The organism is Lederbergia panacisoli (assembly GCF_024626525.1).
Taxonomy (GTDB): Bacteria; Bacillota; Bacilli; order Bacillales; family Bacillaceae_C; genus Lederbergia; species Lederbergia panacisoli.
Window position 1 is genome coordinate 1 of the sequence record NZ_JANJGU010000019.1, and the last position, 23,712, is coordinate 23,712.

The window sequence follows — 23,712 nt, forward strand, 5'->3', positions numbered from 1 at the left end:
TTCGCCCTTGTTACCCTGAATTCAAACCATTGGCGTGTTTGTCAAGGGCGATTGCGGAGTCATTCCACTAATAACTGGAAAGGGAACTGAGTATCTATTGAGTTTTCATAGAACTTTTGACACTACCTTCAAAGTAAGTTTCCCAATATATTAATTATGTTAAAATCCCCCCTATAAGACTTTAATACTATCTTTCTCCAGTGTCTTTATTAAGTTTACATTAACATAAAAGATGTAATAATTTCAATAGTTTTTTCAGTATTTTGTGAACCTTCAGATAATTAGACACCCTTCAACATTTTCCTAAAATTAAAAGGAAATCCACCCCTATTTCTAAGAGCGGATTTCCTTTTAAATGATTGCTTTGTGTAGAAATTATTCGAAATAAATCTCTTTTCCTTTTTCTGCTGATTCGTAAATACCACATAATATTTTTGTCATTTCGACACCATCCTGGACTGGGCTGAATGTTTCTTTCTCACCTAAGCAAGTGTCGACAAAGTGATTAATTTCATTTTGGAAGCCATCGATAAAATCAAATGTCAGACTATCTACTTGTGGAGTCACATTTAAGATTGTATCGTGTTTTTCTGTTATGATTGCAAGTTCCGGCTCTACTTCTGCCCCGCCTTTTGTACCATAAAGCTTCACAGCAATTTCATCCTTTTTAGCATGAAGCGTAAAGCTCACATCCACAAGCATAGAAGCGCCATTTTCAAAGCGGATCATTGCATTTGCCATATCTTCGACCGTATTTTTCTCTGGATCATAGTCGGCTGCTTGATAGAAAGAAAGATTTTTAATATTTTTACGGTTTCCAAGTTTGTTATACGTATTACTAGAAATAGATTTTACTTTCGGACGTCCCATCAAATACCATAATACGTCGATAACGTGTACACCGATATCAATTAATGGACCTCCGCCGGATCTCTCAACATCTGAGAACCACCCACCAGGATTTCCAAGGCGGCGAATACATGTTGCTTTCGCAAAATATATGTCACCAAGCTCGTCTTTTTCGATGAAATTTTTTAATATTTGTGTGTTGGACGCATATCTTCTCACAAATCCAACCTGTAATTTCTTACCACTGTTATTGACTGCTTCTTCAAGCTTTAATGCTTTTTCAACACTTGTTGTCATTGGCTTTTCAACGAGAACGTGTTTGCCGCTATTTACTGCAGCTGTAGCAATTTCAGCATGAGTGTTATTCCATGTACAAATACTTACTGCATCAATTTCTGGATCATTCATTAATTCGTTATAATCGACGTAAACTTTCTTCGCACCAAACTTTTCTGCTTTATCTTTTGCTCTTTGTTCATTTAAGTCACAAATGGCATAAAGTTCCACTTTTTCATTATTCACATATGCTCCTAAGTGAGCTTCAGATATTGAACCTGCTCCGATAACACCAATTTTTAATTTACCCATGATATTTTCCTCCTACACTTCCCCTAATAGTCTGCGAACATTGTCTAAAGCTATTTTTGAAGCTTGTTTACATTCTTCCATACCTTCGAATTCTATTGAAACATAACCATCAAATCCGGAATTTTTTACGATTCTTACAATCTCTTCCATATCGATATCCCCTTGGCCCACAATTGCTCCTCTTAAATAGTTACCTGCAATTGTTTGGAAAAATCCTTCGCCAGGGTTTTGATAGGATGGTCTGATATAGAAATCTTTAAAATGTAAAACCGATGCATGCCTGATGTTTTTCTTTACTGCGGATACAGGATCTTCGTCTGCACATAAGAAGTTGCCGATATCCACTGTCGTTTTAAAATTGTCGCGGTTCACTTCATTTAACAAGCGCAGGACGCGGTCACTTGCTTGAACATGGAAACCGTGATTTTCTATGCTCGTTGTAATCCCATATTGAGCTGCATAATCGGCAATTTGTTGGCATGCATCTACGATTATAGGAAGATCTTTTTCAAATTGAACAATTGAGGTATCCGCTGGTGCACGCCAAGCAACATCATGTCTCATGAACTTAACTCCAAGAGCATTTGCGATATCTACTTGTTTTTTTACTCTTTCAATTTCAGCATCAAAGGCTTCTTTTGTTTCAGTTAAAAAGTTAGCTCCAATTAAGTAATGTGAAAGCTCGATGCCTGCACTTTGTGCCTTTTCTTTAATTTGTTCAATGAGCTCGTCGTTATCATCAAGACTATATCCAATTGGAACGATCTCAATATGATCTCCGCCATTATCTGCTACCCACTGAATAGCATCTAAAATTGTCATTTCTCCGGAATTGATCGCTTGATATAAACTGTATGAACTTAATCCAATTTTCATTTTGTTCACCTCGTATGGATGTATCGAAATATTATTGTCTTTCTACTATCACAGTTTGACCTTTTTCACTTGATTCATATGCTGCTTTCACAACTTCTAATGTACGTAATCCATCTGTACCCGTAATGGAAGGGGCTTTTCCTCCTTTTACAGATGCGATGAAATCGCGTACTAGTCCCTCGTCCATATCTTCTGCGAAAGGAAGTTGAGAAATTTCTTTTGCATCATCATTGTAATAAAGAGAATGTTGTTTAAACGCATCAACTTGTAAATTCCCTTTAGTTCCAATGAAATTGATGATAGCATCTCCCCAAGTTGGGAATGTTTGTGGCCTTGACCAGCTTGGATCGATAGATACGATAACGCCAGATTCAAGCTCCAAAGCAACCATTCCACAATCTTCCACATCGATATCATAAAATCTTCTATCAAGTTCTGCATAAACGCTTTTCACTTCATCATTAAGCACCCAACGAATAATATCCATGATATGGACGATATGGTCCGTTGCAGCGCCGCCTCCTGACAGATCCTTTTCAATAAACCAACCGCCAGGCATTTTACCGTGGTTCGTTCCATTGATGGCAACAATTTCACCAAGAGCTCCGGAATTAATCAACTCTTTCGCTTTTTGGAATCCTGGTGCAAATCGAACTGGGTATGCGATTTGCAAGATAACTCCTTCTTCTTCACAAGCCCTGATCATTTCTTTTGCATCTTCTATTTTAGTTGCAATCGGTTTTTCACATAAAATATGTTTTTTAGCTTTAGCGGATTTGACGACATGCTCCTTATGCTTTGCATTTTCGGAACATATCACAACTGCATCAATATCTGAGCTTAAAAACTCATCTAGACTCGATACATATTGGCAGCCAAAATGATTGGCCATTTCCTGTCCGCGCTTAGAATCATCATCCCAAATAAACGCTAATTCAGTATCAGGGTGATTTACTAAATGAGTTGCGTAGCTATGTGCATGCATGTGAGCAAAACTAATGATGCCGACTTTCATGTTAATTTCCCCCTTTTCCTAGAGTGACGGGTTGTCCTTCTTGAGCGGATTGGATTGCTGCTTCGGCAACCTTTATAACTTTTAACGCATCCGCTGCAGTTATGATTGGTTGTTCTTCTCCAGAAAGACATTTTACGAAATGTTCCAATTGACGTTGATATGGATCCTTTTCCAAAATGTTTCTCGGAATTTGCACATGTTCTTCTGAACGGAATTGAACGGCCAATGGATTGCTATCGTCGTAATTGTATGTAATCATTCCTTTATCGCCGGTTAATTCAAAGGAAGCTTTAAATTTCGTTTCTGCCCAAGAAAGCTCAACATGCGCAATTGTACCGTCCGCCAGTTTTAAGTTAATGAATCCATACTCTAGATTTCCATCTTCGCCACTGCGTTTTACGCGTTTAGCCATCACTCTTTCTGCATCGCCAAATGTCCAAAGCAACCAGTCCAAATCATGTACGCCTAGGTCCATGAATAGTCCACCGCTTTTTGACTCATCGGTATACCATGAATCTGCTGTAGGGTGCGGAACACCTCTAGACATTCTAATAACTCCCGGATTTCCGATTGCTCCATTTTTAACTTGATTCTTTGCCTCCACATATTCCGGGAAGAAACGCAGTGTATGACCAACATGGAGTTGAACTTTGTTTTCTTCACAAACCTTGATAATATCTTCTGCTTCTACACTGTTTAAAGCGAGCGGTTTTTCACAAATCACATGTTTCTTATGATTAGCGGCTTCCACAACAAGGGCTGCATGCGTATGAGTAGGTGTGCAAATATCAATTACGTCAACATCTGTATTTGCAACGAGCTCTTCAATGCTGCTGAAAGCCTTTGTTCCGTATTTACTTGCTACCTCATTAAGTCTATCTTGATTTCGGGCGATAACACCAACTATTTCTATTCCCTCTATTTTTGACCACGCGTCTAAATGTCTTTGTCCAAGTTTTCCTGAACCAATTACTGCTATTTTCATTACAATCCCACCTCACATTATAAATCGGACAAACTAATTACTTTATCTTCTTGATTTGATTGATTAGCAGCAAGTGTCACAGCTAATGTTTTCAAACCATCCTCGTATGAAGCTAAGATTAGATCTTGATTATTAGTTCTCACCGCTTCGATAAAAGTGCGATCTTGAACTTCGTAGAAATCAACCTCTGATTCATACGTTTCTGTATGGTCCTTTTCAACAATTTTAAGAGTAGTTCCAACCAATTCAACACGGAAATCACGACCTAATACTTCAACCCCCATGCGATGATCTGGTTGAGTGAAGGAACTGTCCAAATGCCCTACAGCACCTGATGAAAAAGTGACGTTTACAGAAGTAACATCCGGAATATTAATATTCTCGATATCATCCATTACTTGCAGTGACATATTGGCACTGACCTTTTCGATTCCACCACCAAGATATGCCATTAAGTCCGCTACATGAGTAGCCTGCTCGACTAATTGGCCGCCGGATTTGCTCATAATGCGATACCACGGTGTTTGCACGAAACTAGAAATATATTGACCACGAACCATCGCAATCTTTTTATCTGCTAAGTATTCTTTCGCTTTTTGGATCGTATCTAAATAACGAAGGCAATATCCAGAAGCATTGATGACACCTGATTCACGAATAACTTTTGCTTTTTCCTTCGCCAGCACAAGATCGAGCTCTACAGGTTTTTCCACCAGTAGATGAATTCCTTTTTTGACGGTTTTTTCTTCTATATCACCATGTGCAAATGGCGGTACGCTCACAAATAAAGCATCTAACTGTTCATTTTCCAACATTAAGTCAAAATCGGTATAAACAGATGCGTTATATGCTTCACCTTGTTTTTCGGCATTTTCTTCGTTTATATCGCACACAGCAACAATTTCGGCATTTTCATTTTCGGAAACATTTTTTAAATGGACAGAAGCGATACCACCGACACCAACAAATCCTACTTTAACTTTTTCCATGAATTCACTCTCCTAGGCTTTTAAAATAACATCTAAATGACGTGCAGTATCATCAGCTAAAGTGCTTGGGCATATGGCATATGGCGACAATTCCGCAACTAATGTATCTTCGTAACCAATCTTCTCAAGTGCATCTTTAACCGCTTTCCAATCAACATCACCTGCAAGCAGTGGAACAAATCCGGTAATATTTCCTACACTTGTACTAAAGTCTTTCACATGTACTTTAAAAATTCTTTTGCCTAAAATGTTGATCCATTGTTCTGGAAAACCGAACTGCAATACATTCCCAACATCAAAATAAGCTCCAATATAATCTGAATCTAGTTCATCAATGTATCTAGCCATCTCAAGTGGAGAAAGTAAAAATTTATTCCAAACATTTTCAATGCCAATTTTGACATTATACTTTTCAGCTGTAGGAATAATTTTCTTGATTGCTTCTTGACTTCGAACGTAGCATTCATCATAAGAGACTTCTTTGGAAACGGCTCCTGGCACGAGCAAGATTGTATCGATTCCTATGAAACTAGCAATCTCCAACATTTTTCGGACAACTTGTATCCCTTCTTCTCTCACATTTTCATCGGGCGAGCTCAAAGGAGTTTTCCAGAGCAGGGATGTCGACAAGCTTCTTAGCTGTAATTGATACTCATTCGCCATTGCAAGGATTTTTTCAGCTTCTTCTTTCGTCGTCTCTACTGTTAGCCCAACGCCGCCTGCTTCATTTAAATTGAGCTCGACAGCATCAAACCCAGCATTTCTGCTATACTCAAACACTTTTTTAATAGGTGTTCCCTCAGGATAACACCATTGATTGATTCCTTTTAGCATAAATACCCCTCCTAAAATGTCACTTTAATGTAAAGTGGAATAATTCATGAAGCAAGAGCGATGCTGAACCTACTACCTCCGATTCATTTCCGAAAGAACTTGGAAAAACTTCAACGTTATGTGTATGCGTTTGCAGGGCAAACTGAGAAATATGATCATTCACCTTTTTAATTAAAAGTGGATTTTCAAATGCCAAATCTCCGCCAAGAATAATTCTTTCAGGGTTAAATAAATGGATGAGATTGACTAGGCCTGTCCCCAAATAGAATGCCACATCTTCTAGAATAGAATTGGCTAATACATCGCCATCGTAAATAGCCTTTCGGAATAAATCTGGTGTAATGTTTGAAAGATTCCCTTCTACTTCTTCTACTAAAAGGGAGTCCTTTCCTGCCTTAATTTCAAAAACAATTCGTGAATAAATGGCATGCCAGCTAACATAATTTTCAAGGCAGCCAACATTTCCACAATTGCAAGTTGAACCTTTATAATCAATCGTTGTATGGCCAAACTCACCAGCTCCCCCGTGAAAGCCCCGGAAGATTGAATCGTTCAGAAGCATACTGGCCCCAACACCATCTCCAATTGTCACATAAATTAAGTTTTTGGATTGCTGATAATGCCCAAAACCTTTTTCCGCGAGCAAACTTCCATTCGTATCATTATCTATGTAAGTAGGTATATGAAACGCTTCTTCTATTGCACTTTTTAAAGGTAGATTGTGAATTTTAAGTTTTGGATTATAGGCAACCACTCCTTTTTCAGAGTCGACAATTCCTTGAATCGTGATCGAGATACCAAGACAATTATTAAGATTGCTGCATTTATTAAAAAAATGATCAATCATTTTAATCAGTTCAGCGCTTAAATCTAGTTCAACATTCTCATCTAAGGTGTGAACTTCTTTCCTTTTTACTTTAGCATTCAAATTCAATTCCGCTATCGTAATTTTTGAGGCATCAATCGCCACACCAATCAGAAAACAAATATCTGGATTCAATTGCACTAAAATAGGTTTTCTTCCGCCACTTGATTCCCCTGTTCCACCTTCTACAACTAGTAAATCGCTAATAAGATCACTTACCGCAGATGTAACAGTAGTTGGACTTATATTAATCTTTTTAGCAATCTCCGCCCTTGAAATAGGACCATTTTTGCGGATAACATCTAGGATTATTGACTTATTAAGTTCCTTAATAAGCTGTAGGTCACCTGTCCTTTTCAACATAATCTCCTTCCATTAAAATCGCTTAATAAGTTTCTTTCTCCAGTGCCTTTATTAAGTTTAGAATATCATAATAAACCTATTACTTTCAATCGAATACTTCTTTAAAGCGGAATTTTTTCTATAAATCTTCTATTACAATATATGCTGCATTTACAGGTCCATGAACTCCAACAACAAGATTCATTTCAATGTCGGCCGAATTGCTTGGTCCAGTAATGAAATTTATACATGAGGCAAGATGTTCCCCATTTTTTACTTTTTCCCTAATCATCCTTGCTGCCTGTGTCATCCTTGGAACAATGGAGCTTTTTGGAATAAGGATGAGGGATTTCAAAGGTAAAAAGCTAACAGTTCTCCCATGATTATGATTGTTAAATAAGACCGCAGTCCCAGACTCCGCTAATGTAATATCGCTTATAGTGATTCCAACATTTGCATTTTCTGCAAGTTTTATATTTTCTTTACCTAATTGTGGGTTCCATTGATGAATTTCTACATTTTCTTCGGGCCATATTTCATTAAATAATGACGAAAGTCCATATTCATCAAAACGGGAATCCTTCCAGGTTATGATCGGTCCTCCACCATATTCCGAAACGATTTTTCGCATCGTTTCAACTAATCCCGCCTTATTTGTTTCGATTAGATCTGTATGTATTTTGGTGCATTGTGTTTTCAAAGCTTCCAATAATTCATCAGCATCGGCATTCTTTAACACGGCATCTTGAGGATGATAGCTCCACTCAGGTCTTTCGACGTTTGATAGGGGTGTATCTCTCCCTAGTTGGACTGCAATTTTATTTAGAAAAGAATCTCTATTTTGAATGGTTCCACTCATTGATCCTCACCCTTTTTATGGTCTTTAAACCAATCTCGGAATCTCTCTTTATTTGGAGCCGGAAATTCACGAATTTCAGTCCATGCTTTTAATGGACCCACACCTTTGGAAATCTTATTGCCGTCTGTAAATGGATTCATAGCTGTAGGAGCTATTTTTGAACCTAGTTTGTAAAGGGATGGAGATGCCGCCCCTAAACCAAAAGCTTTCATCGCTAGTTTCTCGGAGATAGGAGCTCTTCCTTCTTTTTCAACAATAACTTGGCGATGTTTATGCAATAAATCGTGGAGTGGAATTTTAACTGGGCAAGCCTCCGTGCAAGCGCCACATAATGTTGAAGCATATGGAAGTTCTTTATAGTCATCATAACCACCTAATAAGGGAGAAAGGACAGCACCGACAGGACCGGAATATATCGAGCCATATGAATGGCCGCCTACATGCCGATAAACTGGACATACATTCACACAGGCTGCACAGCGAATACATTGAAGAATCGAGTGAAATTCTCCGCCTAAAATATCAGATCTTCCATTATCGACAATAACTAAATGAAAATCTTCGGGCCCATCGACATCCCCTTCATCTTTTGCACCGGTTAGTACTGTGATATAACTTGTTAGCTTTTGCCCAACTGCACTTCTTGTAAGTAGACCTACTAGAACTTCCAACTCTTCAAAAGTCGGGACAAGCCTTTCCATTCCCATTACGGTAATTTGCGTTTTTGGTAAGGCTGTGACAAGATCAGCATTCCCCTCATTTGTCACTAAACAAATTGAACCCGTTTCGGCCACCGCAAAATTACAGCCGGTTATGCCAACATCTGCTGTCAAATATTCCTCCCTAAGCATTTGTCTCGCATGCCAAGCTAATTCTTCAGGTTTTTCGGTCTGCTGATAGTTTAGTTTTTCTGTAAAAACGTCTCTAATTTGCTCTTTATTTTTATGTAAGGCAGGGGCAACAATATGCGAAGGAGGATCGTGACCATCTATTTGAAGAATATATTCACCAAGGTCAGTTTCAATTACTTCACATCCAGCTTCCTCAAGAAATGGATTTAAATCGATTTCTTCTGTCACCATTGACTTTGATTTGACGACCTTTTTGGCATTTTTATTTTTGATCACACCACGGATATAGTCATTTGCTTCTTCAGGTGTTTCCGCAAAGAAAACATGTCCTCCTCTTTTTGAGACATTCTCACTTAATTGATACAAATAATAATCCAGATTTTCTAAAACATGCTTCCGGATTTCTTCTCCAAGTGAACGCCACTCTTCCCAGTTTCCAAGTTCTTTAGCTGCATCTATTCGCCTTGTCTGCAGCCTTTCTTGGGCGCCAGAAACCGCTCCCCTCATAAAATTATTTTGAATCCCGGTATCAACACGCTTTTTAAAGTCGCCAGTATCAATTTTCATTGGCATGTTTTCCCACCTCTTTTCACCTGGTATTTAATATTTCTGCGATGTGCATTACCTTTACTTGTTTTCCAAGACGATCTATTCTTCCGCCTATATTCATCAAACAGCCACAATCTGCACCGATTAAATATTCGGCTTCGGTTTCATCTATATGTTGTACTTTTTCATCCACCATTTGTTCTGAAATTCGGGACATTTTCACCGAGAAAGTCCCACCAAATCCGCAGCAATGATGTTTCTCAGGAAGCTCTGTATATTCAAGACCCTTTACATTTTCCAACAGTTTCATAGGTGCTTCAGTGACACCTAAAAGTCTTGTCATATGGCAGGAGGTATGAAAAGTTACATGCCCTTGGAACGTAGCTCCAACATCTTCAACCTTTAGAACATCCACAATAAATTCGGTCATTTCATATGTTTTCTGTTTAAGGGCTTTTGCTTTTGGTCCCCAAACTGGATCCCCTTTAAAAATATTCTCATATTCGTGAAACATGTATGCGCAGGACCCTGAAAGTCCAACGACATATTCTGACTCCTCAAAAGCATCCATCATTCTTTTCATCGCTTCTTTTGAATTTTTCACGTAACCGCTATTATAAGCCGGCTGACCGCAGCAAACTTGTGACTCGGGAAAATCAACCTCACAACCGAGCTGTTCTAGTAACTCCACTGCCGCTTTACCTACATGGCTATGAAACATATCTACTAAACATGTTGCAAATAAACTGACTTTCATATTTTTCAACCTTCTTCCAAATATTGAAGATTCATATAATTCTACTTTATTCCTTTATCGATCAGCAGTCAACAGACCATCTTATGACTACCTTTTTATTATCCATTGCTAAAATTCTCCCTAAGAATTAATATAAAAATTACAGAAAGATGGCATTTACAACTTCATCAATGGGGGATTTATTCATGGCTAATTTTGAATTTCGGTTAACAGATTCATTAGAAAAAGTATTTCCAGCAAACACGCCAAATACGATACCATTAAATGACATTTCAATTTTCCAAAATGAACAATTTTCTTTTCAGATTGCTTATCGTTGTTTTGACAATAAGAAAGCTCATATTCTTCTAGAAGCTGATGATACAATTTCTACTTCTGTTAGCCTTGTGAAAAAAGTACCATCTACTCTACCAGCATATGCAGATTCACATGATGAAAATTACCTTTCTACTTTGCCAGGATTATTTCCCGATTTGCTTGCTCCGGCAACGACTGAAAGAATTGAGCTAGAATCAGATGGTTGGAATTCTATTTGGGTTGATGTTTTTCCTAAAACTGGAGCTATTGGTGAAAAAGCATTAAATATAACAATTACCGATGAAAATTACCATTCCATCTTCGAACAATCTTTAACGATTCGGGTCATTCCGTATGCGCTGCCAGAACAAAAATTAATTCATACACAATGGTTCCACACTGACTGTTTGGCAAATTATTATGGTGTAGAAGCTTTTACCGATGAACATTGGCGTATCATAAATAATTTCATTCGTGCCGCCGCAAAAGAAAATGGGATTAATATGATTCTTACTCCTATCTTCACACCACCTTTGGATACGAGAGTTGGGGGCGAACGAACAACCGTACAACTCGTGCAAATTTCATACAAAAATAGCGAGTACAATTTTGATTTTACCCTCTTAAAAAAATGGTTAGAACTATGCAAAAAGAACGGAATAAAATACATTGAAATTGCCCACCTTTTTACACAATGGGGCGCCGAGTATACTCCTAAAATTATGGTAACAGAAGATGGGAAGCTAGTAAGAAAATTTGGTTGGGACGTGGCTGCAGACAGCACAAAATATAGACTGTTTTTAGATTCATTTCTCCCTGCATTAACTGAGTTTTTAAGAGAAAATTGGGACTCAGAAAAAGTTTATTTTCATATATCAGATGAGCCAAACGAAAACAATATTGCTACTTATTCAAAAGCGAAAGCAATCGCAGAACCCTATTTAAAAGATTTTAAAATCATTGATGCGTTAAGCGATTATTCATTCTATCAGAAAGGAATTGTTACGAAGCCTGTTGTAGCGAATGACCATATCCAAACTTTCATTGATCATAATGTCGCTAATTTATGGACTTATTATTGCTGTGCCCAAAATCAAAAAGTAAGCAATCGTTTCATGTCGATGCCTTCAGCAAGAAATCGAATCATCGCAACACAATTATTTAAATATGAGATTGAGGGATTCCTACATTGGGGATATAACTTTTACAACAGCCAATATTCGGTAGAGCTAATAAATCCTTATGAAATTACAGATGCAAAAAAAGCTTTTCCTTCGGGTGATACGTTCCTTGTCTATCCAGGGGAGAACGGCGAAGCAATTCCTTCTATTCGTTCACGGGTCTTTTATCAGGCTTTACAAGATCTACGGGCATTTCAATGGCTTGAACATTTAAAAGGTAAAGCGTTTGTTTTGAATATTATTGAAAAGTCTCAAACAATTACTTTTGACGATTATCCGAATGATAAGGAATATATTTTCCAATTAAGAGAAGAGGTTAATAGGGAGATAGAACAAGAGCTAAGTAAATAAAACCAAAAGGCGAAGGAATATTCCCTTCGCCATTTTTGTTTTTTTCCTTCAGCGCTCGCTTTCCATTAGGAGCCCGGGAGCTGCCTCAGCATTAGATTCATGTGGGATTTCCCGAGGGAGTCTCGCACCTTCTGTTCCAATCAACAGACTTGAAAATCGGCAATCTTATATAAATATTAATTGATACTTCTTATTTTTATTCATTTCAATTTCTATTAATCCATCAACTGGTGCTATCACTTTATCCTCTTTTTCTTTTTGACGAATAATGACAGATTTACAGGATTTTAGAATAAATGAGTTCCCGGCATTAGAAATTACCTCTATTTCATCCACAAGCTTCTTATCCCAGGATATATTCACTTCAAAACCACCTTGAACGCGAATTCCCTTAATAAAACCTTTAATCCAAGTCGACGGAAGTGCAGGTAATAGTTCAACATAGCCTTTATGAGATTGAATGATCATTTCGACTACTCCGGCTGTATAGCTGAAATTCCCATCAATTTGAAAGGGCGGGTGTGCACCTAAAAGGTTCGGGTATATTCCTCCTCCAACGAAAACCGTATTATTGGCGTCAACAACATTAAATAATTGTTGCAACAATGTATTTACTCGTTCACCATCTTTCAACCTTGCCCATAGACAGATTTTCCATCCAAGACTCCAACCAGTCCCAATATCCCCTCTTCTGTTAAGAGTTTGCTTGACAGCATCCAGTAAAGGACCACCCTTGATTTGCTTGCCCGGATAAACGCCATATAAATGTGAAACATGGCGATGATGTAGTTCAACATCTTCGTAATCGATAGCCCATTCTTGCAACTGTCCATATTTTCCAACTTGCATTGGATATAAACGGTCCCTTGCTCGTTTTATATTCTCTATCCATTCGTCTTCGATACTTAATACAGCTGCCGCCTCGATGCAATTTGTAAACAAATCCCAAGTAATTTGCAAATCCATTGTTGCCCCTTTTGTGACTGAACCTACTTGTCCCGTTTTGGTATAAAAGAGCTGTTCCGGTGAAGTAGAAGGCGAAGTTGTCAAATAGCCACTTTCATCCTCTACCAACCAATCTAAACAAAAATCAGCTGCCCCCCTCATAAGTGGCAACGCTTCTTTTTCTAAAAATGCTCGGTCTTGAGAAAACGAAAAATGTTCCCATAAGTGACGGCATAACCAAGGACCTGCCATTGGCCAAAACGCCCAAATGGGGTCTCCGTGGCGGTCGCCTCCTACTGGATCTGCTTGCCTCCATAAATCTGAATTATGGTGAGCTGTCCATCCTTTTAATCCATAGCGATCACTTACCATTTTCTCTCCATTTAATGCTAATTCACTAACAAGTTTTAATAGTGGGCGGTGACATTCCGGTAGATTCGTTGTCTCAGCTGGCCAATAGTTCATTTCTGCATTGATATTTAACGTATAGTTAGAAGACCACGGTGGACGAGTTGAGTCATTCCAAATCCCTTGTAAATTTGCAGGCTGAGTCCCTTCCCTAGATGATGAAATCAATAAATATCGCCCATATTGGAATAATAGTTCAACCATTCCTAAATCGTATGCACCATACTTCTTCACTCTCTCATCCGTGTCAAGTATGATTTCCGAATCATCGTAATCCAATGAGAATTGAACACGGTTAAAGAGACTTTGATAATCTTGAATATGTTCAGCCTTCAGTTGCTCATATGAAATACTCATTGCTTTAGCAAGAATCTCTTCATTTTTTCGAGTTAAATCGTCAAAAAATTTCCCGGGCAATTGATCAAAGCCATTAAATGAAGTGGCAACTGAAAAATATAATAAGGCTTTAGTAGCATTCTTAATGGAAAGGACTCCATTTTCAGAACTGACTTTTCCGTGTTCTGCTACAACTCCCAATCTCCCTTCAAAATGAATCGCGTCAGTTTCCTCGAATTCTCCATACACGATAGGGAGTTCGTTTTCATGAACATAATTAGGTTCGCATTTTTCTGGACAAATGCCTTGTAAAATTACATTTTCATTCGAATTAGAAATTTTATATTTTAATGGACTGTCGAGTGTAATATTTACATTCAATCCATTTTCTATTGAACTTGCAAGTTGGATAACTAACACTTGATGTGGGTGGGAAATGAATGCTTCTCTTGTGTATTCTGCTTTACCAACTATGTATTTTACAGTGGATATTGCCTCTTCTATATTTAAATTCCTTTCATATTTCTGAGCTGCATCACCATGTAAATAATGAATGTTTAGATTGCCAAGTGGCATATAGGCTTGAGTATACGGACCAAACATATTCTTCGTTTCGTTAATTGCTTCTTCATATTTTTCTTCATCAATGAATTTCCTTACCTTTTTAAGTGAATCCCTGTCATCATAGCGTTTATCTTTTTTAGGTGGACCAGACCAAAGCGTGTCTTCATTCAGCTGAAATTGATCAACTTCAACGCCGCCAAAGTGCATAGCACCAATTTTCCCATTACCTAGTGGCATTGCTTCAGTCCAAGTTTTTGCGGACTTTTTATACGTTAACAAGTTCAATGGATCATCCTCCGTCAATTGTTTATAACTTATTTGAATGAAAAAAAGAATACACTTCAGCCCAGACCACGGTGTATTCTTTTGTATTCTATTGAAAAAGGGTTTAAACCAGCAACTGCACGTTATTCGTTAAGTAACAAGAAAATTCATTCATTATCGGTGATGCTGCTGAGTCCGTCACTCTTAATTTTAATTTACTCGTTTTAATTGCAGAAAATTGCTTAATATAGCGATGGCCGATTGCAGATCCTTCTACAATTACTTTCCACACTTCATCGGCAAAAGCTAAGATTTCAAATTTACGTACCCGCTCACCATATTCAATATTTTCCATTAAAGCAATATGATCGATTAACATTTCTCTTTCTAAGGTTAATTCTAGCTCCCGTCCATTACCTGATACAGTCCCTAGAGGATTCGAAAATCTTCTTTTAATTTCAGCTCCAAATTCCAACAGACGCCCGGCATCAATTTCTGGAATTAATCCACGATTGTCTGGTGAAACGTTCAATAATAAGTTTGTCCCATGTCCGACAGAATTGTAATAAATATGCATCAACTCATCTAACGAACGGAGACTTGCTTCATCATTTGGGTGCCAGAACCAGTGTAGCTTACGGATCGGAACATCGCATTCAGCAGGCAGCCATTCAGGAGTGCCCGGCAGCCAATTTACCTTTTCATCTGAAAACATGCTGATTTTCGCAGCACTTTCGGTATTCCAGCAAGGATATGGAGCTAGGCCCTCTTCATTGCCTACCCACCTAATGGTCGGTTGCCCCATATTGAAGATCATTGCATCCGGCTGATATTTTTTCACAATGCTAATGATTCTTTCCCAGTTATACTCTCTACCTTCTGAACCAGCACCATCAAACCAAACTTCCACGATGGGGCCATATTGTGTCAATAGTTCTGTTAGCTGTTCGGAATAAAAATCATCATACGCTTCTGCATCTTCATAGGAAGGCTCATGTTGATCCCATGGAGATAAATATAGTCCAAAGTGAATGCCTTCTTTTTTACAAGCATCCGCACATTCGCGGACAACATCACCGTTGCTATTTTTCCAAGGGCTTGATTTTACAGAGTAATCAGTCGTTGCTGTTGGCCAAAGACAAAAACCATCATGATGTTTTGCAGTCAACACAAAATATTTAAATCCCGCATCTTTTGCAAGCTTCACCCACCCTGCAGCATCCAATTCTGTTGGATTAAACAATTCAGGAGAATCCGTACCTTCTCCCCACTCTTGATCACAAAAAGTATTAATGCCAAAATGGCAAAAAACACCTAATTCGAGATTTTGCCAAGCTAGTTGTGATTTTGTTGGAAGCGCAAGTTTATTTATTGCCATTTTTTCCACACCTTGTTTAATAAAATATGTTTAACTGAAGTTGATATTGACGAAAATAATAGCGATCCTAAACCTCATTCCAAAATCTTCTTATATTATCCATCCCGATCTTGGAACCTACCTTACAATCTTCCATACCTTCAAACTCAACCGTAATATAGCCATCGTATCCAGATTCTTTAACAAGCTTTACGACTTCCCGAATGTTAATATCGCCTTGTCCAACAATGGCACCTCTCAAGAAATTGCCATTAGCTGTTTTGAACCAATTTCCTTCTCCTGGATCTTGATAATATGGACGATAATAAAAATCTTTAAAATGAACGAGGGAAGCGTATGGCAAGTTTTTCTTTACCCCCACTAGGGAATCTTCATCAACACACATAAAATTACCGATATCTAAAGTTGTTTTAAAGTTTGGTCGATCAACTTCCAGTAGTACGCGTTGCACCCTATCACTTGCCTGCACACAGTGTCCGTGGTTTTCAATCGTCGTTGTAATACCGTATTGGGCTGCGTAATCAGCAATTTGCTTACTTCCCTCTACCATTAACGACAAATTTTTCTCAAACCATTCAATTGTAATTTTCTCCGGAGGTAGTGTGAAGGCAGTAACGTCATGGCGCATATGCTTAATGCCCATGCGATCGATAAGATCAACATGACTTTTTAACCTATCTACTTCCTCTTTGAATTCTTGCTCCGTTTCCTGAACAAAGTTTGCAGGCATAGAATAGTTGGATAACTCAATCCCAACTGACGCTGCTTTTTCACGAACGGCGTCTGCAAGTTCTACATTATCGATTAGAGTAAAACCGTATGGAACAATTTCCATATGCTCTCCACCATTGTCAGCAATCCATTGAACGACATCAAGAACATCCATTTCCCCTGAGTTTAGTGCACTTAACAAGCTATATGTACTCAAACCAATCTTCATAACATTTTCCCCCTCTATTAATCTTCAACCAGTTCTAATTCAATGACCGTATCGCTTTCATCAGGAAGTCTTGCTCCTTCTAAATTGATGAATGCCCCACTCTCTATATCTGAATATTGCTCTGCCATCCAAGGGGTTTCGACTTTTAATTCGGATCCATCGGCAAGTAATCTAGCTTTTTTAATTTTACCTTTTAATCCAGCAAAATAAATGGGTCCAATACCTCTGTCAAAAACATGTGCATAAAGCTTGTTGCCATTTTGCGTATATCTTCCCCATTCAGGTTTTGGCAGGTTGGCGGCTTTACTTCCGTAAATACTTTCTCCGTTTCTCTGCATCCATTTACCAACTTCTTGTAAAATCTCCAGCGATTCTTCAGGAATTATTCCTCTTGCATCAGGTCCTACATTTAAAAGTAGATTTCCATTTTTACTGACACACTCAACTAAAGTGCGGATGACTTGTTTCGAAGATTTATAATTTTTGTCTTTTGAGTGATAGCCCCAATTATCATTCAATGTAATACATGCTTCCCACGGTATTTGTTCACCATTTTCATCTAAGATTCCTTCTGGTGGGACAATTTGTTCTGGTGAGTAAAAATCACCAGCATATATTTCTGGATCGCTCGATTTTATGTTCCCGCCAAGTCTATTGTCAATGATGATATCAGGTTGGATATCACGAATCATTTGAATTAACTCTGTCGCCTTCCACTTTTCACCGGTCATATCATCATAAGAAAAATCAAACCACATAATATCGATTTTTCCGTAATTAGTGAGAAGCTCCCTTACTTGTCCATGCATATATTCGAGGTATTGATCAAAATCAATTTGCTTATCCCTAAAATTTTCATTATCTCTCATTGGATGATTGCGGTCACCGAAAGCAGGATAATCCTCATGATGCCAATCAATGATTGAATAATAAAAGCCTACTTTCAAACCTTCTTCCCTAAACGCTTCTACATACTCTTTAATCAAATCTCTTTTTGCCGGAGTGTTGGTAGCTTTATAATCTGTTAGTTTGCTATCAAATAAACAGAATCCATCATGGTGCTTTGTTGTAAGCACTGCATATTTTTGCCCCGCTGCCTTTGCTGCCCTTGCCCATTCTTTTGGATTATAATGAGATGGGTTGAACTCCTCAAAATATTTCTCATAATCGTCATTACTAATCTTTTCAACGCTTCTAACCCACTCACCCCTTGCAGGAATGGCGTACAACCCCCAGTGTATAAACATTCCAAATCGATCATCTAAAAACCACTTTGTGCGTTCTTTCCTATCCATCTATTAGCCACCTCTTTCAACATATCCCTCAAAACTAGAGAGCGATTACATTAAAATTAGCACCTTCCAAAACTACTGTCAATTTGACATATCTGAATACTCAACAGTTTTATATTCTATAAAATTGCTTCGCATTTCCACCAAAAAATAAATCTTTATCTTTTATAGACATCTCTGTTACAAGATTTTCATTTATGACTTGAATAACCTCATCATATGAAGCGGCAAGTAGACAAACCGGCCAATCGCTTCCAAACATGATCCGGTTTGCTCCAAAACAATTAAGAACGTGTTCAATGTAAGGTTTAAAGTCCTTTAACTCCCATGCTTGATGATCTGCTTCAGTCACGAGACCAGATATTTTACACATGACCGAATCAAATTTAGAAACCTTCTCCATTCCAACTTCCCACTGATCCCATTGTTTCTCCTTTATATTAGGCTTTGCACAGTGATCTATAACTGCTCTTAATGTTGGAAACCTTTCCAATAGTTCTAAAACAACAGGAAGATGTTTCGGATAGATTAAGAGATCAAGCGGGAAATCATTTTCAATTAATATCTTGATGTTCTTCTGTACTTCAGGTCTTAATATCCATCGATCATCTTCCATACTTTGAAGCATCGGTCTAATGCCAACAAATTTCGGGTGATTTTTCAGCCGTGCAAACTGCTCTGGAAATTGATCGGATGACATATCCATCCAGCCAACAATCCCACCAATCGAATCGTGTTGTTCTGCAAGCTCCAATAAAAATTCGTTCTCCCTTAAATCAGGAGATGCTTGGACTACAATCGTCTTATCAATACTATGTTGTTTTAAATGCGCCTCAAGATCTGCGGGAAGGAAATTGTGATAAATCGCAGTTAAATCAGATGTTGGCCAAACTGTATGGTGATTTTCAAGTTTCCAATAATGCTGATGTGCATCGATTTTCATTTTATCCATCCTTTATTACAACCATTTATATTGCTGTTATACTAATCTCCGACAATAACTTCTTGACTGTTTTTTCCTGAATAAATCCAGTCTTCTTTTCCATGGCATTTGCCATTCCGCAAGCGCATGCCATTTTTAGGCTATCTTCATAGGCATAGTTATTGTAAATTGAATATGCCATTCCTGCTATCATACTGTCACCCGATCCTACCGGATTTGCAACGGGAATAGCTGGAATGTTCGCCTTCAAAATAATGTCTTTCCTAACAAGCAAAGCGCCGTTTTCACCTAATGATAGAAGAACATTTTGGACTCCTTGATTGCAAATTTCCTTTGCCACTTCAATCATGTCATCAATGTTCTTTAAATCTTTCCCGGCAAATTGGGATAATTCCTCTTGATTCGGTTTAATCAAAAAAGGACTTCCTTCCACTCCAAATTTTAGAGATTCTCCACTAGTATCTAAGAGGAGTGGAATATTATTTTCTTTTGCTATTCCACTAATTTCTTTATAAAAGGATGATTCCAGCCCTAATGGTAAACTACCTGAGGATACAATTAGTCTAGCTTTCTTTAGCATTTGTTGATATGTATGCAGAAAACTTGCTTTTTCTTCCTCTGATATAATTGGTCCCTTTTCCATCAATTCCGTCTGAGTGCCATGACCTTCATCAATAAACGCTAAACACGTTCTAGTATCTTCCTTAATTGAAGTAAAAGACTGCTCCAAACCATCCTTTATCAATTGTTTCTTAATCCATTCTCCATTTTGTCCTCCAAGAAATCCTAGGCAAAGTGGCTCTACACCAAGTTGTTTGAGTACACGAGAAACATTTAAACCTTTTCCACCCGCAGTCTTATTTCCGTTTTCCACTCGGTGCCCTTTATCTAATTCAAAATTATTTACACGATAGGAAACATCAATTGCAGGGTTTAAAGTAACTGTCATAATCAAAAATATCAACCTACTTTATATGTTATTTAATATTTACGATATCAATAAACGAGTAGGAAGCAAAATCTTCCTACTCGTAATTGTGATTTTACTATTTAGAAACTGTTAAAGCTTCGAGTTCTGTCCAACCATCTTCGCGCTCCGCTTCAATGGCTAGCTTAATGCCAGGAAGGTTAGTTTCTTTATCCAGAATGGCAACTACTAATGTATAACGTCCCGGCTTAAGTTTATTAGTGATAGGGAAATGGACATCTACCTGATGTCGTCCTGGAAGCCATTCACGAATATCTATTGAATCAATTGTTTGAATGCTTTCTTCGACAATGTTGCCTTTGTTATCGGCAAAAGCAAATGCAAGCGGCCATTTAAAATAGAATGGAGCAACACCTTTATTGTTCCAGGTCATTGATAAATTCAGTTGATCGCCAACTCTAGATTTTTTATTATATTCAATTCCCTCCAGGACAAATCGGTAACCCATTGTATTGTGCAACAAATTAATATTTGCCTGCTGACTATCAGTAACGTCTTTGCCTTTTACGTACGAAACTGGTGAAGCAGGACCCATCCATGAAGAATGGCTTTCCCTAGCTTGCTTTAATGTTTCCATGATAGTGTCGTCTGAAAGGGATAAGAGTGAATTTCCACTATGGAATTCCCCACCTGAAAATGCTTTTTTCCAAAAGTCCGGCATTCTTGACGCAGCTTGTGCTTCTGCTGGAGTTCGCCCATCATCTACATATGGACCAATTTCATTCCAACCATTTACAGTCCAATCAATCCAAGTTTCCGTAGCCCCTTTGCTTCCAAAGACATCATTAAACAATCCTAGGTTGTTTTCAGCAGCAATCGGAAATGGTTTCCGCATCCCGATCATTTTGTTTGTAAAATGGTCTATATAATGTTGTATATATTGATCTGAAACAGAGAGATTAGGGAATTTACCAGATACTTCTTCTGGCCAATTGTGAAACTCGCCCCAATGTCCAAGACTTCCGATTTGGATAAAGGCAATTCGAGAATCATTATTATATCGTTCAGCTAATGCTTTAATAACTCTCTCATGTTCAGCAATCAACATCTTACTATTATAATTAGGCGCAAAACCAGAACCTACCACCGAAGGTGGCGTATTATACCACTTACCTGCCCCAGCTTTCCCTTCAACCTTTATCAGTTCTTCATAAAGCCAATTTGGAATATCCATATCAGGGTCGTTTCCAGGATCATCTAAAACGAAACGGAGATTAATTTTCACTCCATCTTTCGTCCATTTTTCAAATTGAAAATGTTTTTCCATAGCTTCCCAATTAAAAGATCCTTTTTCTGGCTCGAGGTCTCTCCATGTAAAATTGGCATAAACAAGCGAGTGTGGTTGTCCTGATTGCTTGTTAGAGATTGCCCAACCAGCCCATCCCATATATGGATTGTTTAGAACGTCGAATCTCTCAATTGGTTTCATGACATTTGTCTTTTCGTCACTCTGCATCGATTCTTCTAAATATAACGGGTTTTCTCCTTTAGCCGGAAGATGATAGGCTTCTTTTCCAATGTAAGCGATGTTAATTGGAGCAGCCTTTTTCATTCCAATCTGATCTTGATAAAAATAATATAGGGCATAATCCGAAGTAACTTCAGCACTTACAGGACCTTGTAGTTTCCAATTTTTCTTTTTATTATCATAAAGATACAGTTGGTTGTATTTAATCATGGCATCAGCGCCAAAGGAGTTCCATTCGGAAGAATCCCCTGTTTTGGATTTTGTATCTGTATCTAGGAAGAAGGTGTTTTGAGTGTTAATATTATCACCTTCCACAAGTAGATAGATTTTTTGGTTATCCTCTGCAGCGCTAACCGTAACTTTTTCACCTTTTCCCTTAATGGCAGTATCAATGTTGGCCCAATCACTATCATCGCCATCTAAAATAATCTTTCCACCAGTTGGACCAGTTGCTAGGGCATACTCGCCTTCACTAGAAACTGCGGGAGCATAGTCGCCACCAACACCAATAGCGACTCGCATCGTATCTTCTACGTTTGCAAAAGATGAAAGGTCAGCCTCTGTTTCTAATAGTTTCACACCTGTCGTATTAGAATTAGCTACTATCCATGGAACAGGACCGATTTCCTTCCAAGACCAGCCAGATCCATCGCTTTCGTATAATCTTCCATTTTGAATTAAGAAATCAGCCCCGGTCCGTTTGAATTCCCAGCCCTGATACCCAGTTTCAAAATTATTATCGCTATCGATAAATATATTCGTTTCTTTATCGAAGTTCGATGCAAGAGCAAGTATTGACAATTTTTTATTACCGGCAAATGCCTTCATTGAGATTACATCGCCTTCACCTGTCGCTGTTACGGGTAAGTTTTCCCACTTTTGCTCGTTGCCGTCAACGACCATTTTCGGTAAAGGGGGGTTAATGACCGGCGCCTTCTGACCAGATGCTGGTACTCTTATGTCATTGGATGTCAGCCCAAGCGAAATTGCTTTAGGCTTGGTAATTTCTAAATTTCGAAGCGGTACACGATATTCAATTGTTTTTATATCCCCATCAGCTATTTCAGCATATTCTATATCTGCCCCCTCAACAGGTCCCCAATTCCAACCTGCGCCAGTGCTTTTATAGAGTCCTCCATTCTCAACTAGCCAATCGCCTCCAAATTCAGTCCACCCAGCATCTGCGTAACCTGTATCCGAGCTGCGGTCTGTATCAATAAAAATATCATTAAACTCCGCCATTCTACCTTTAGCAAGTAAAAAAAGATTTTCATGATCCATTGCAGCATATAGCATTGTCTTTCCATCAGCTGATATAGCAACTGGCTCTATTCCATCCCAATCATCCATTTCTGCATCCACCGTAATATTTACATCAGGACCGAAGGCAGAATCTGCCTGAGGAGGCACAACAAGCATGAGGCGACCAGGAGATGGCAAATATTGACTTCCCGGCTGAGCAAAAGCAACCCGCATATTAACATTGCCATCACTGTCAACCTTAGATAAATCCAATTCAAGTTCCCTGACTAATCCATCATAGACTTCCGACGATTCTCCAACGGCATCCCATTGTCCATCCTTAACAATCCAGATTTTTCCGTCTTCAATTTTTACATCTATACCTGTGCTGTTGGTCCAGTATGGGATCGTTAATCCGGTTTTTTCATTACCATCTATATCTATATACCATGTTCCTCCTGATTCAAGTCCAGGACCTTTTACCATTGCGAATAATTTTCCATCTTGCTGCACAGCTTTCATGACCTCTAACTGCTGGGCAGAAGACATTTTGGAATGGTTAACATTTGACCATTGCTCAGGAAGTCCATCAAACATACCACCATTTTCATCATGTTGCAGGTTCGACCAGCCTCCTGTGATAATAAGGGATAGAACCATAAACAATCTAAAGCTATCCTTTAATTTTTGACTAAGATAATTTCGCATACATATTTTCCTCCTACCATATTCTTTTTGGTTGGAATGTAATGGCCT

Annotated in this window: 18 protein-coding genes; 1 reads left to right on the forward strand and 17 read right to left on the reverse strand. The window is 38.3% G+C overall.

All coding sequences use genetic code 11. The features are described from left to right. Positions 1 to 375 precede the first annotated feature (375 nt). From NQ185_RS17755 to lutA, 10 genes are all read right to left on the reverse strand, one after another. The gene (locus NQ185_RS17755; protein WP_257583372.1) at positions 376 to 1,437 is read right to left on the reverse strand and encodes a Gfo/Idh/MocA family protein; all 1,062 of its coding nucleotides are present in this window, start codon (positions 1,435 to 1,437) and stop codon (positions 376 to 378) included. A 12-nt stretch (positions 1,438 to 1,449) separates the two neighbouring features. Then, on the reverse strand, positions 1,450 to 2,313 hold the full coding sequence (locus tag NQ185_RS17760) for a sugar phosphate isomerase/epimerase family protein (RefSeq protein ID WP_257583373.1): 864 nt from the start codon (positions 2,311 to 2,313) through the stop codon (positions 1,450 to 1,452). A gap of 31 nt (positions 2,314 to 2,344) precedes the next feature. Beyond that, positions 2,345 to 3,328 (reverse strand): Gfo/Idh/MocA family protein, encoded by a 984-nt coding sequence (locus NQ185_RS17765; RefSeq protein ID WP_257583374.1) that lies wholly within the window; start codon positions 3,326 to 3,328, stop codon positions 2,345 to 2,347. 1 nt (position 3,329) lies between these two features. Then, positions 3,330 to 4,313, reverse strand: a complete 984-nt coding sequence (locus tag NQ185_RS17770; RefSeq protein ID WP_257583375.1) for a Gfo/Idh/MocA family protein — start codon at positions 4,311 to 4,313, stop codon at positions 3,330 to 3,332. Between the two features lie 17 nt (positions 4,314 to 4,330). Further along, on the reverse strand, positions 4,331 to 5,302 hold the full coding sequence (locus tag NQ185_RS17775) for a Gfo/Idh/MocA family protein (RefSeq protein WP_257583376.1): 972 nt from the start codon (positions 5,300 to 5,302) through the stop codon (positions 4,331 to 4,333). A gap of 12 nt (positions 5,303 to 5,314) precedes the next feature. Continuing rightward, positions 5,315 to 6,136, reverse strand: a complete 822-nt coding sequence (locus NQ185_RS17780) for a sugar phosphate isomerase/epimerase family protein (RefSeq protein ID WP_257583377.1) — start codon at positions 6,134 to 6,136, stop codon at positions 5,315 to 5,317. A 19-nt stretch (positions 6,137 to 6,155) separates the two neighbouring features. Further along, positions 6,156 to 7,364 (reverse strand): ROK family transcriptional regulator, encoded by a 1,209-nt coding sequence (locus tag NQ185_RS17785; RefSeq protein ID WP_257583379.1) that lies wholly within the window; start codon positions 7,362 to 7,364, stop codon positions 6,156 to 6,158. Positions 7,365 to 7,482: 118 nt separating this feature from the next. Continuing rightward, complete coding sequence (locus NQ185_RS17790; protein WP_257583380.1) at positions 7,483 to 8,202, reverse strand: LutC/YkgG family protein; 720 nt, start codon at positions 8,200 to 8,202, stop codon at positions 7,483 to 7,485. Then, positions 8,199 to 9,626 carry a LutB/LldF family L-lactate oxidation iron-sulfur protein gene (locus NQ185_RS17795; RefSeq protein WP_257583381.1) on the reverse strand — a complete coding sequence of 476 codons (1,428 nt, stop codon included), beginning with the start codon at positions 9,624 to 9,626 and terminating at the stop codon, positions 8,199 to 8,201. Before NQ185_RS17795 ends, NQ185_RS17790 begins: the two co-directional genes overlap by 4 nt. 16 nt (positions 9,627 to 9,642) lie before the next feature. Further along, on the reverse strand, positions 9,643 to 10,359 hold the full coding sequence (gene lutA, locus NQ185_RS17800) for a lactate utilization iron-sulfur protein LutA (protein WP_257583382.1): 717 nt from the start codon (positions 10,357 to 10,359) through the stop codon (positions 9,643 to 9,645). A 185-nt stretch (positions 10,360 to 10,544) separates the two neighbouring features. On the opposite strand from lutA, the gene NQ185_RS17805 reads away from it, so the two are divergent. Next, positions 10,545 to 12,188 carry a DUF4091 domain-containing protein gene (locus NQ185_RS17805; RefSeq protein WP_257583383.1) on the forward strand — a complete coding sequence of 548 codons (1,644 nt, stop codon included), beginning with the start codon at positions 10,545 to 10,547 and terminating at the stop codon, positions 12,186 to 12,188. Positions 12,189 to 12,353: 165 nt separating this feature from the next. Here NQ185_RS17805 and NQ185_RS17810 read toward each other — a convergent pair whose 3' ends face one another. The 7 genes from NQ185_RS17810 to NQ185_RS17840 all read right to left on the reverse strand — a co-directional run bounded on the left by NQ185_RS17810 (position 12,354) and on the right by NQ185_RS17840 (position 23,664). Then, positions 12,354 to 14,726 carry a glycoside hydrolase family 95 protein gene (locus tag NQ185_RS17810; protein ID WP_257583384.1) on the reverse strand — a complete coding sequence of 791 codons (2,373 nt, stop codon included), beginning with the start codon at positions 14,724 to 14,726 and terminating at the stop codon, positions 12,354 to 12,356. 103 nt (positions 14,727 to 14,829) lie between these two features. Then, positions 14,830 to 16,083, reverse strand: coding sequence for an alpha-L-fucosidase (locus NQ185_RS17815; RefSeq protein WP_257583385.1), 1,254 nt, complete (start codon positions 16,081 to 16,083; stop codon positions 14,830 to 14,832). Between the two features lie 67 nt (positions 16,084 to 16,150). Next, positions 16,151 to 17,023, reverse strand: coding sequence for a sugar phosphate isomerase/epimerase family protein (locus NQ185_RS17820; protein WP_257583386.1), 873 nt, complete (start codon positions 17,021 to 17,023; stop codon positions 16,151 to 16,153). 17 nt (positions 17,024 to 17,040) lie between these two features. Next, a complete protein-coding gene (locus NQ185_RS17825) occupies positions 17,041 to 18,318 on the reverse strand; it encodes an alpha-L-fucosidase (protein WP_257583387.1) in 1,278 nt (425 codons plus the stop codon). A 109-nt stretch (positions 18,319 to 18,427) separates the two neighbouring features. Beyond that, the gene (locus tag NQ185_RS17830) at positions 18,428 to 19,258 is read right to left on the reverse strand and encodes an amidohydrolase family protein (RefSeq protein WP_257583388.1); all 831 of its coding nucleotides are present in this window, start codon (positions 19,256 to 19,258) and stop codon (positions 18,428 to 18,430) included. A gap of 25 nt (positions 19,259 to 19,283) precedes the next feature. Continuing rightward, complete coding sequence (pfkB, locus tag NQ185_RS17835) at positions 19,284 to 20,207, reverse strand: 1-phosphofructokinase (protein WP_257583389.1); 924 nt, start codon at positions 20,205 to 20,207, stop codon at positions 19,284 to 19,286. Between the two features lie 97 nt (positions 20,208 to 20,304). After that, on the reverse strand, positions 20,305 to 23,664 hold the full coding sequence (locus NQ185_RS17840) for a DUF4832 domain-containing protein (protein WP_257583390.1): 3,360 nt from the start codon (positions 23,662 to 23,664) through the stop codon (positions 20,305 to 20,307). Positions 23,665 to 23,712 lie beyond the last annotated feature (48 nt).

Excerpts from the sequence above, each read along its gene's own strand:
- NQ185_RS17755 (WP_257583372.1), bottom strand. The coding sequence starts at position 1,437 with ATGGGTAAATTAAAAATTGGTGTTATCGGAGCAGGTTCAATATCTGAA.
- NQ185_RS17760 (WP_257583373.1), bottom strand. The coding sequence starts at position 2,313 with ATGAAAATTGGATTAAGTTCATACAGTTTATATCAAGCGATCAATTCC.
- NQ185_RS17765 (WP_257583374.1), bottom strand. The coding sequence starts at position 3,328 with ATGAAAGTCGGCATCATTAGTTTTGCTCACATGCATGCACATAGCTAC.
- NQ185_RS17770 (WP_257583375.1), bottom strand. The coding sequence starts at position 4,313 with ATGAAAATAGCAGTAATTGGTTCAGGAAAACTTGGACAAAGACATTTA.
- NQ185_RS17775 (WP_257583376.1), bottom strand. The coding sequence starts at position 5,302 with ATGGAAAAAGTTAAAGTAGGATTTGTTGGTGTCGGTGGTATCGCTTCT.
- NQ185_RS17780 (WP_257583377.1), bottom strand. The coding sequence starts at position 6,136 with ATGCTAAAAGGAATCAATCAATGGTGTTATCCTGAGGGAACACCTATT.
- NQ185_RS17785 (WP_257583379.1), bottom strand. The coding sequence starts at position 7,364 with ATGTTGAAAAGGACAGGTGACCTACAGCTTATTAAGGAACTTAATAAG.
- NQ185_RS17790 (WP_257583380.1), bottom strand. The coding sequence starts at position 8,202 with ATGAGTGGAACCATTCAAAATAGAGATTCTTTTCTAAATAAAATTGCA.
- NQ185_RS17795 (WP_257583381.1), bottom strand. The coding sequence starts at position 9,626 with ATGCCAATGAAAATTGATACTGGCGACTTTAAAAAGCGTGTTGATACC.
- lutA (WP_257583382.1), bottom strand. The coding sequence starts at position 10,359 with ATGAAAGTCAGTTTATTTGCAACATGTTTAGTAGATATGTTTCATAGC.
- NQ185_RS17805 (WP_257583383.1), top strand. The coding sequence starts at position 10,545 with ATGGCTAATTTTGAATTTCGGTTAACAGATTCATTAGAAAAAGTATTT.
- NQ185_RS17815 (WP_257583385.1), bottom strand. The coding sequence starts at position 16,083 with ATGGCAATAAATAAACTTGCGCTTCCAACAAAATCACAACTAGCTTGG.
- NQ185_RS17820 (WP_257583386.1), bottom strand. The coding sequence starts at position 17,023 with ATGAAGATTGGTTTGAGTACATATAGCTTGTTAAGTGCACTAAACTCA.
- NQ185_RS17825 (WP_257583387.1), bottom strand. The coding sequence starts at position 18,318 with ATGGATAGGAAAGAACGCACAAAGTGGTTTTTAGATGATCGATTTGGA.
- NQ185_RS17830 (WP_257583388.1), bottom strand. The coding sequence starts at position 19,258 with ATGAAAATCGATGCACATCAGCATTATTGGAAACTTGAAAATCACCAT.
- pfkB (WP_257583389.1), bottom strand. The coding sequence starts at position 20,207 with ATGACAGTTACTTTAAACCCTGCAATTGATGTTTCCTATCGTGTAAAT.
- NQ185_RS17840 (WP_257583390.1), bottom strand. The coding sequence starts at position 23,664 with ATGCGAAATTATCTTAGTCAAAAATTAAAGGATAGCTTTAGATTGTTT.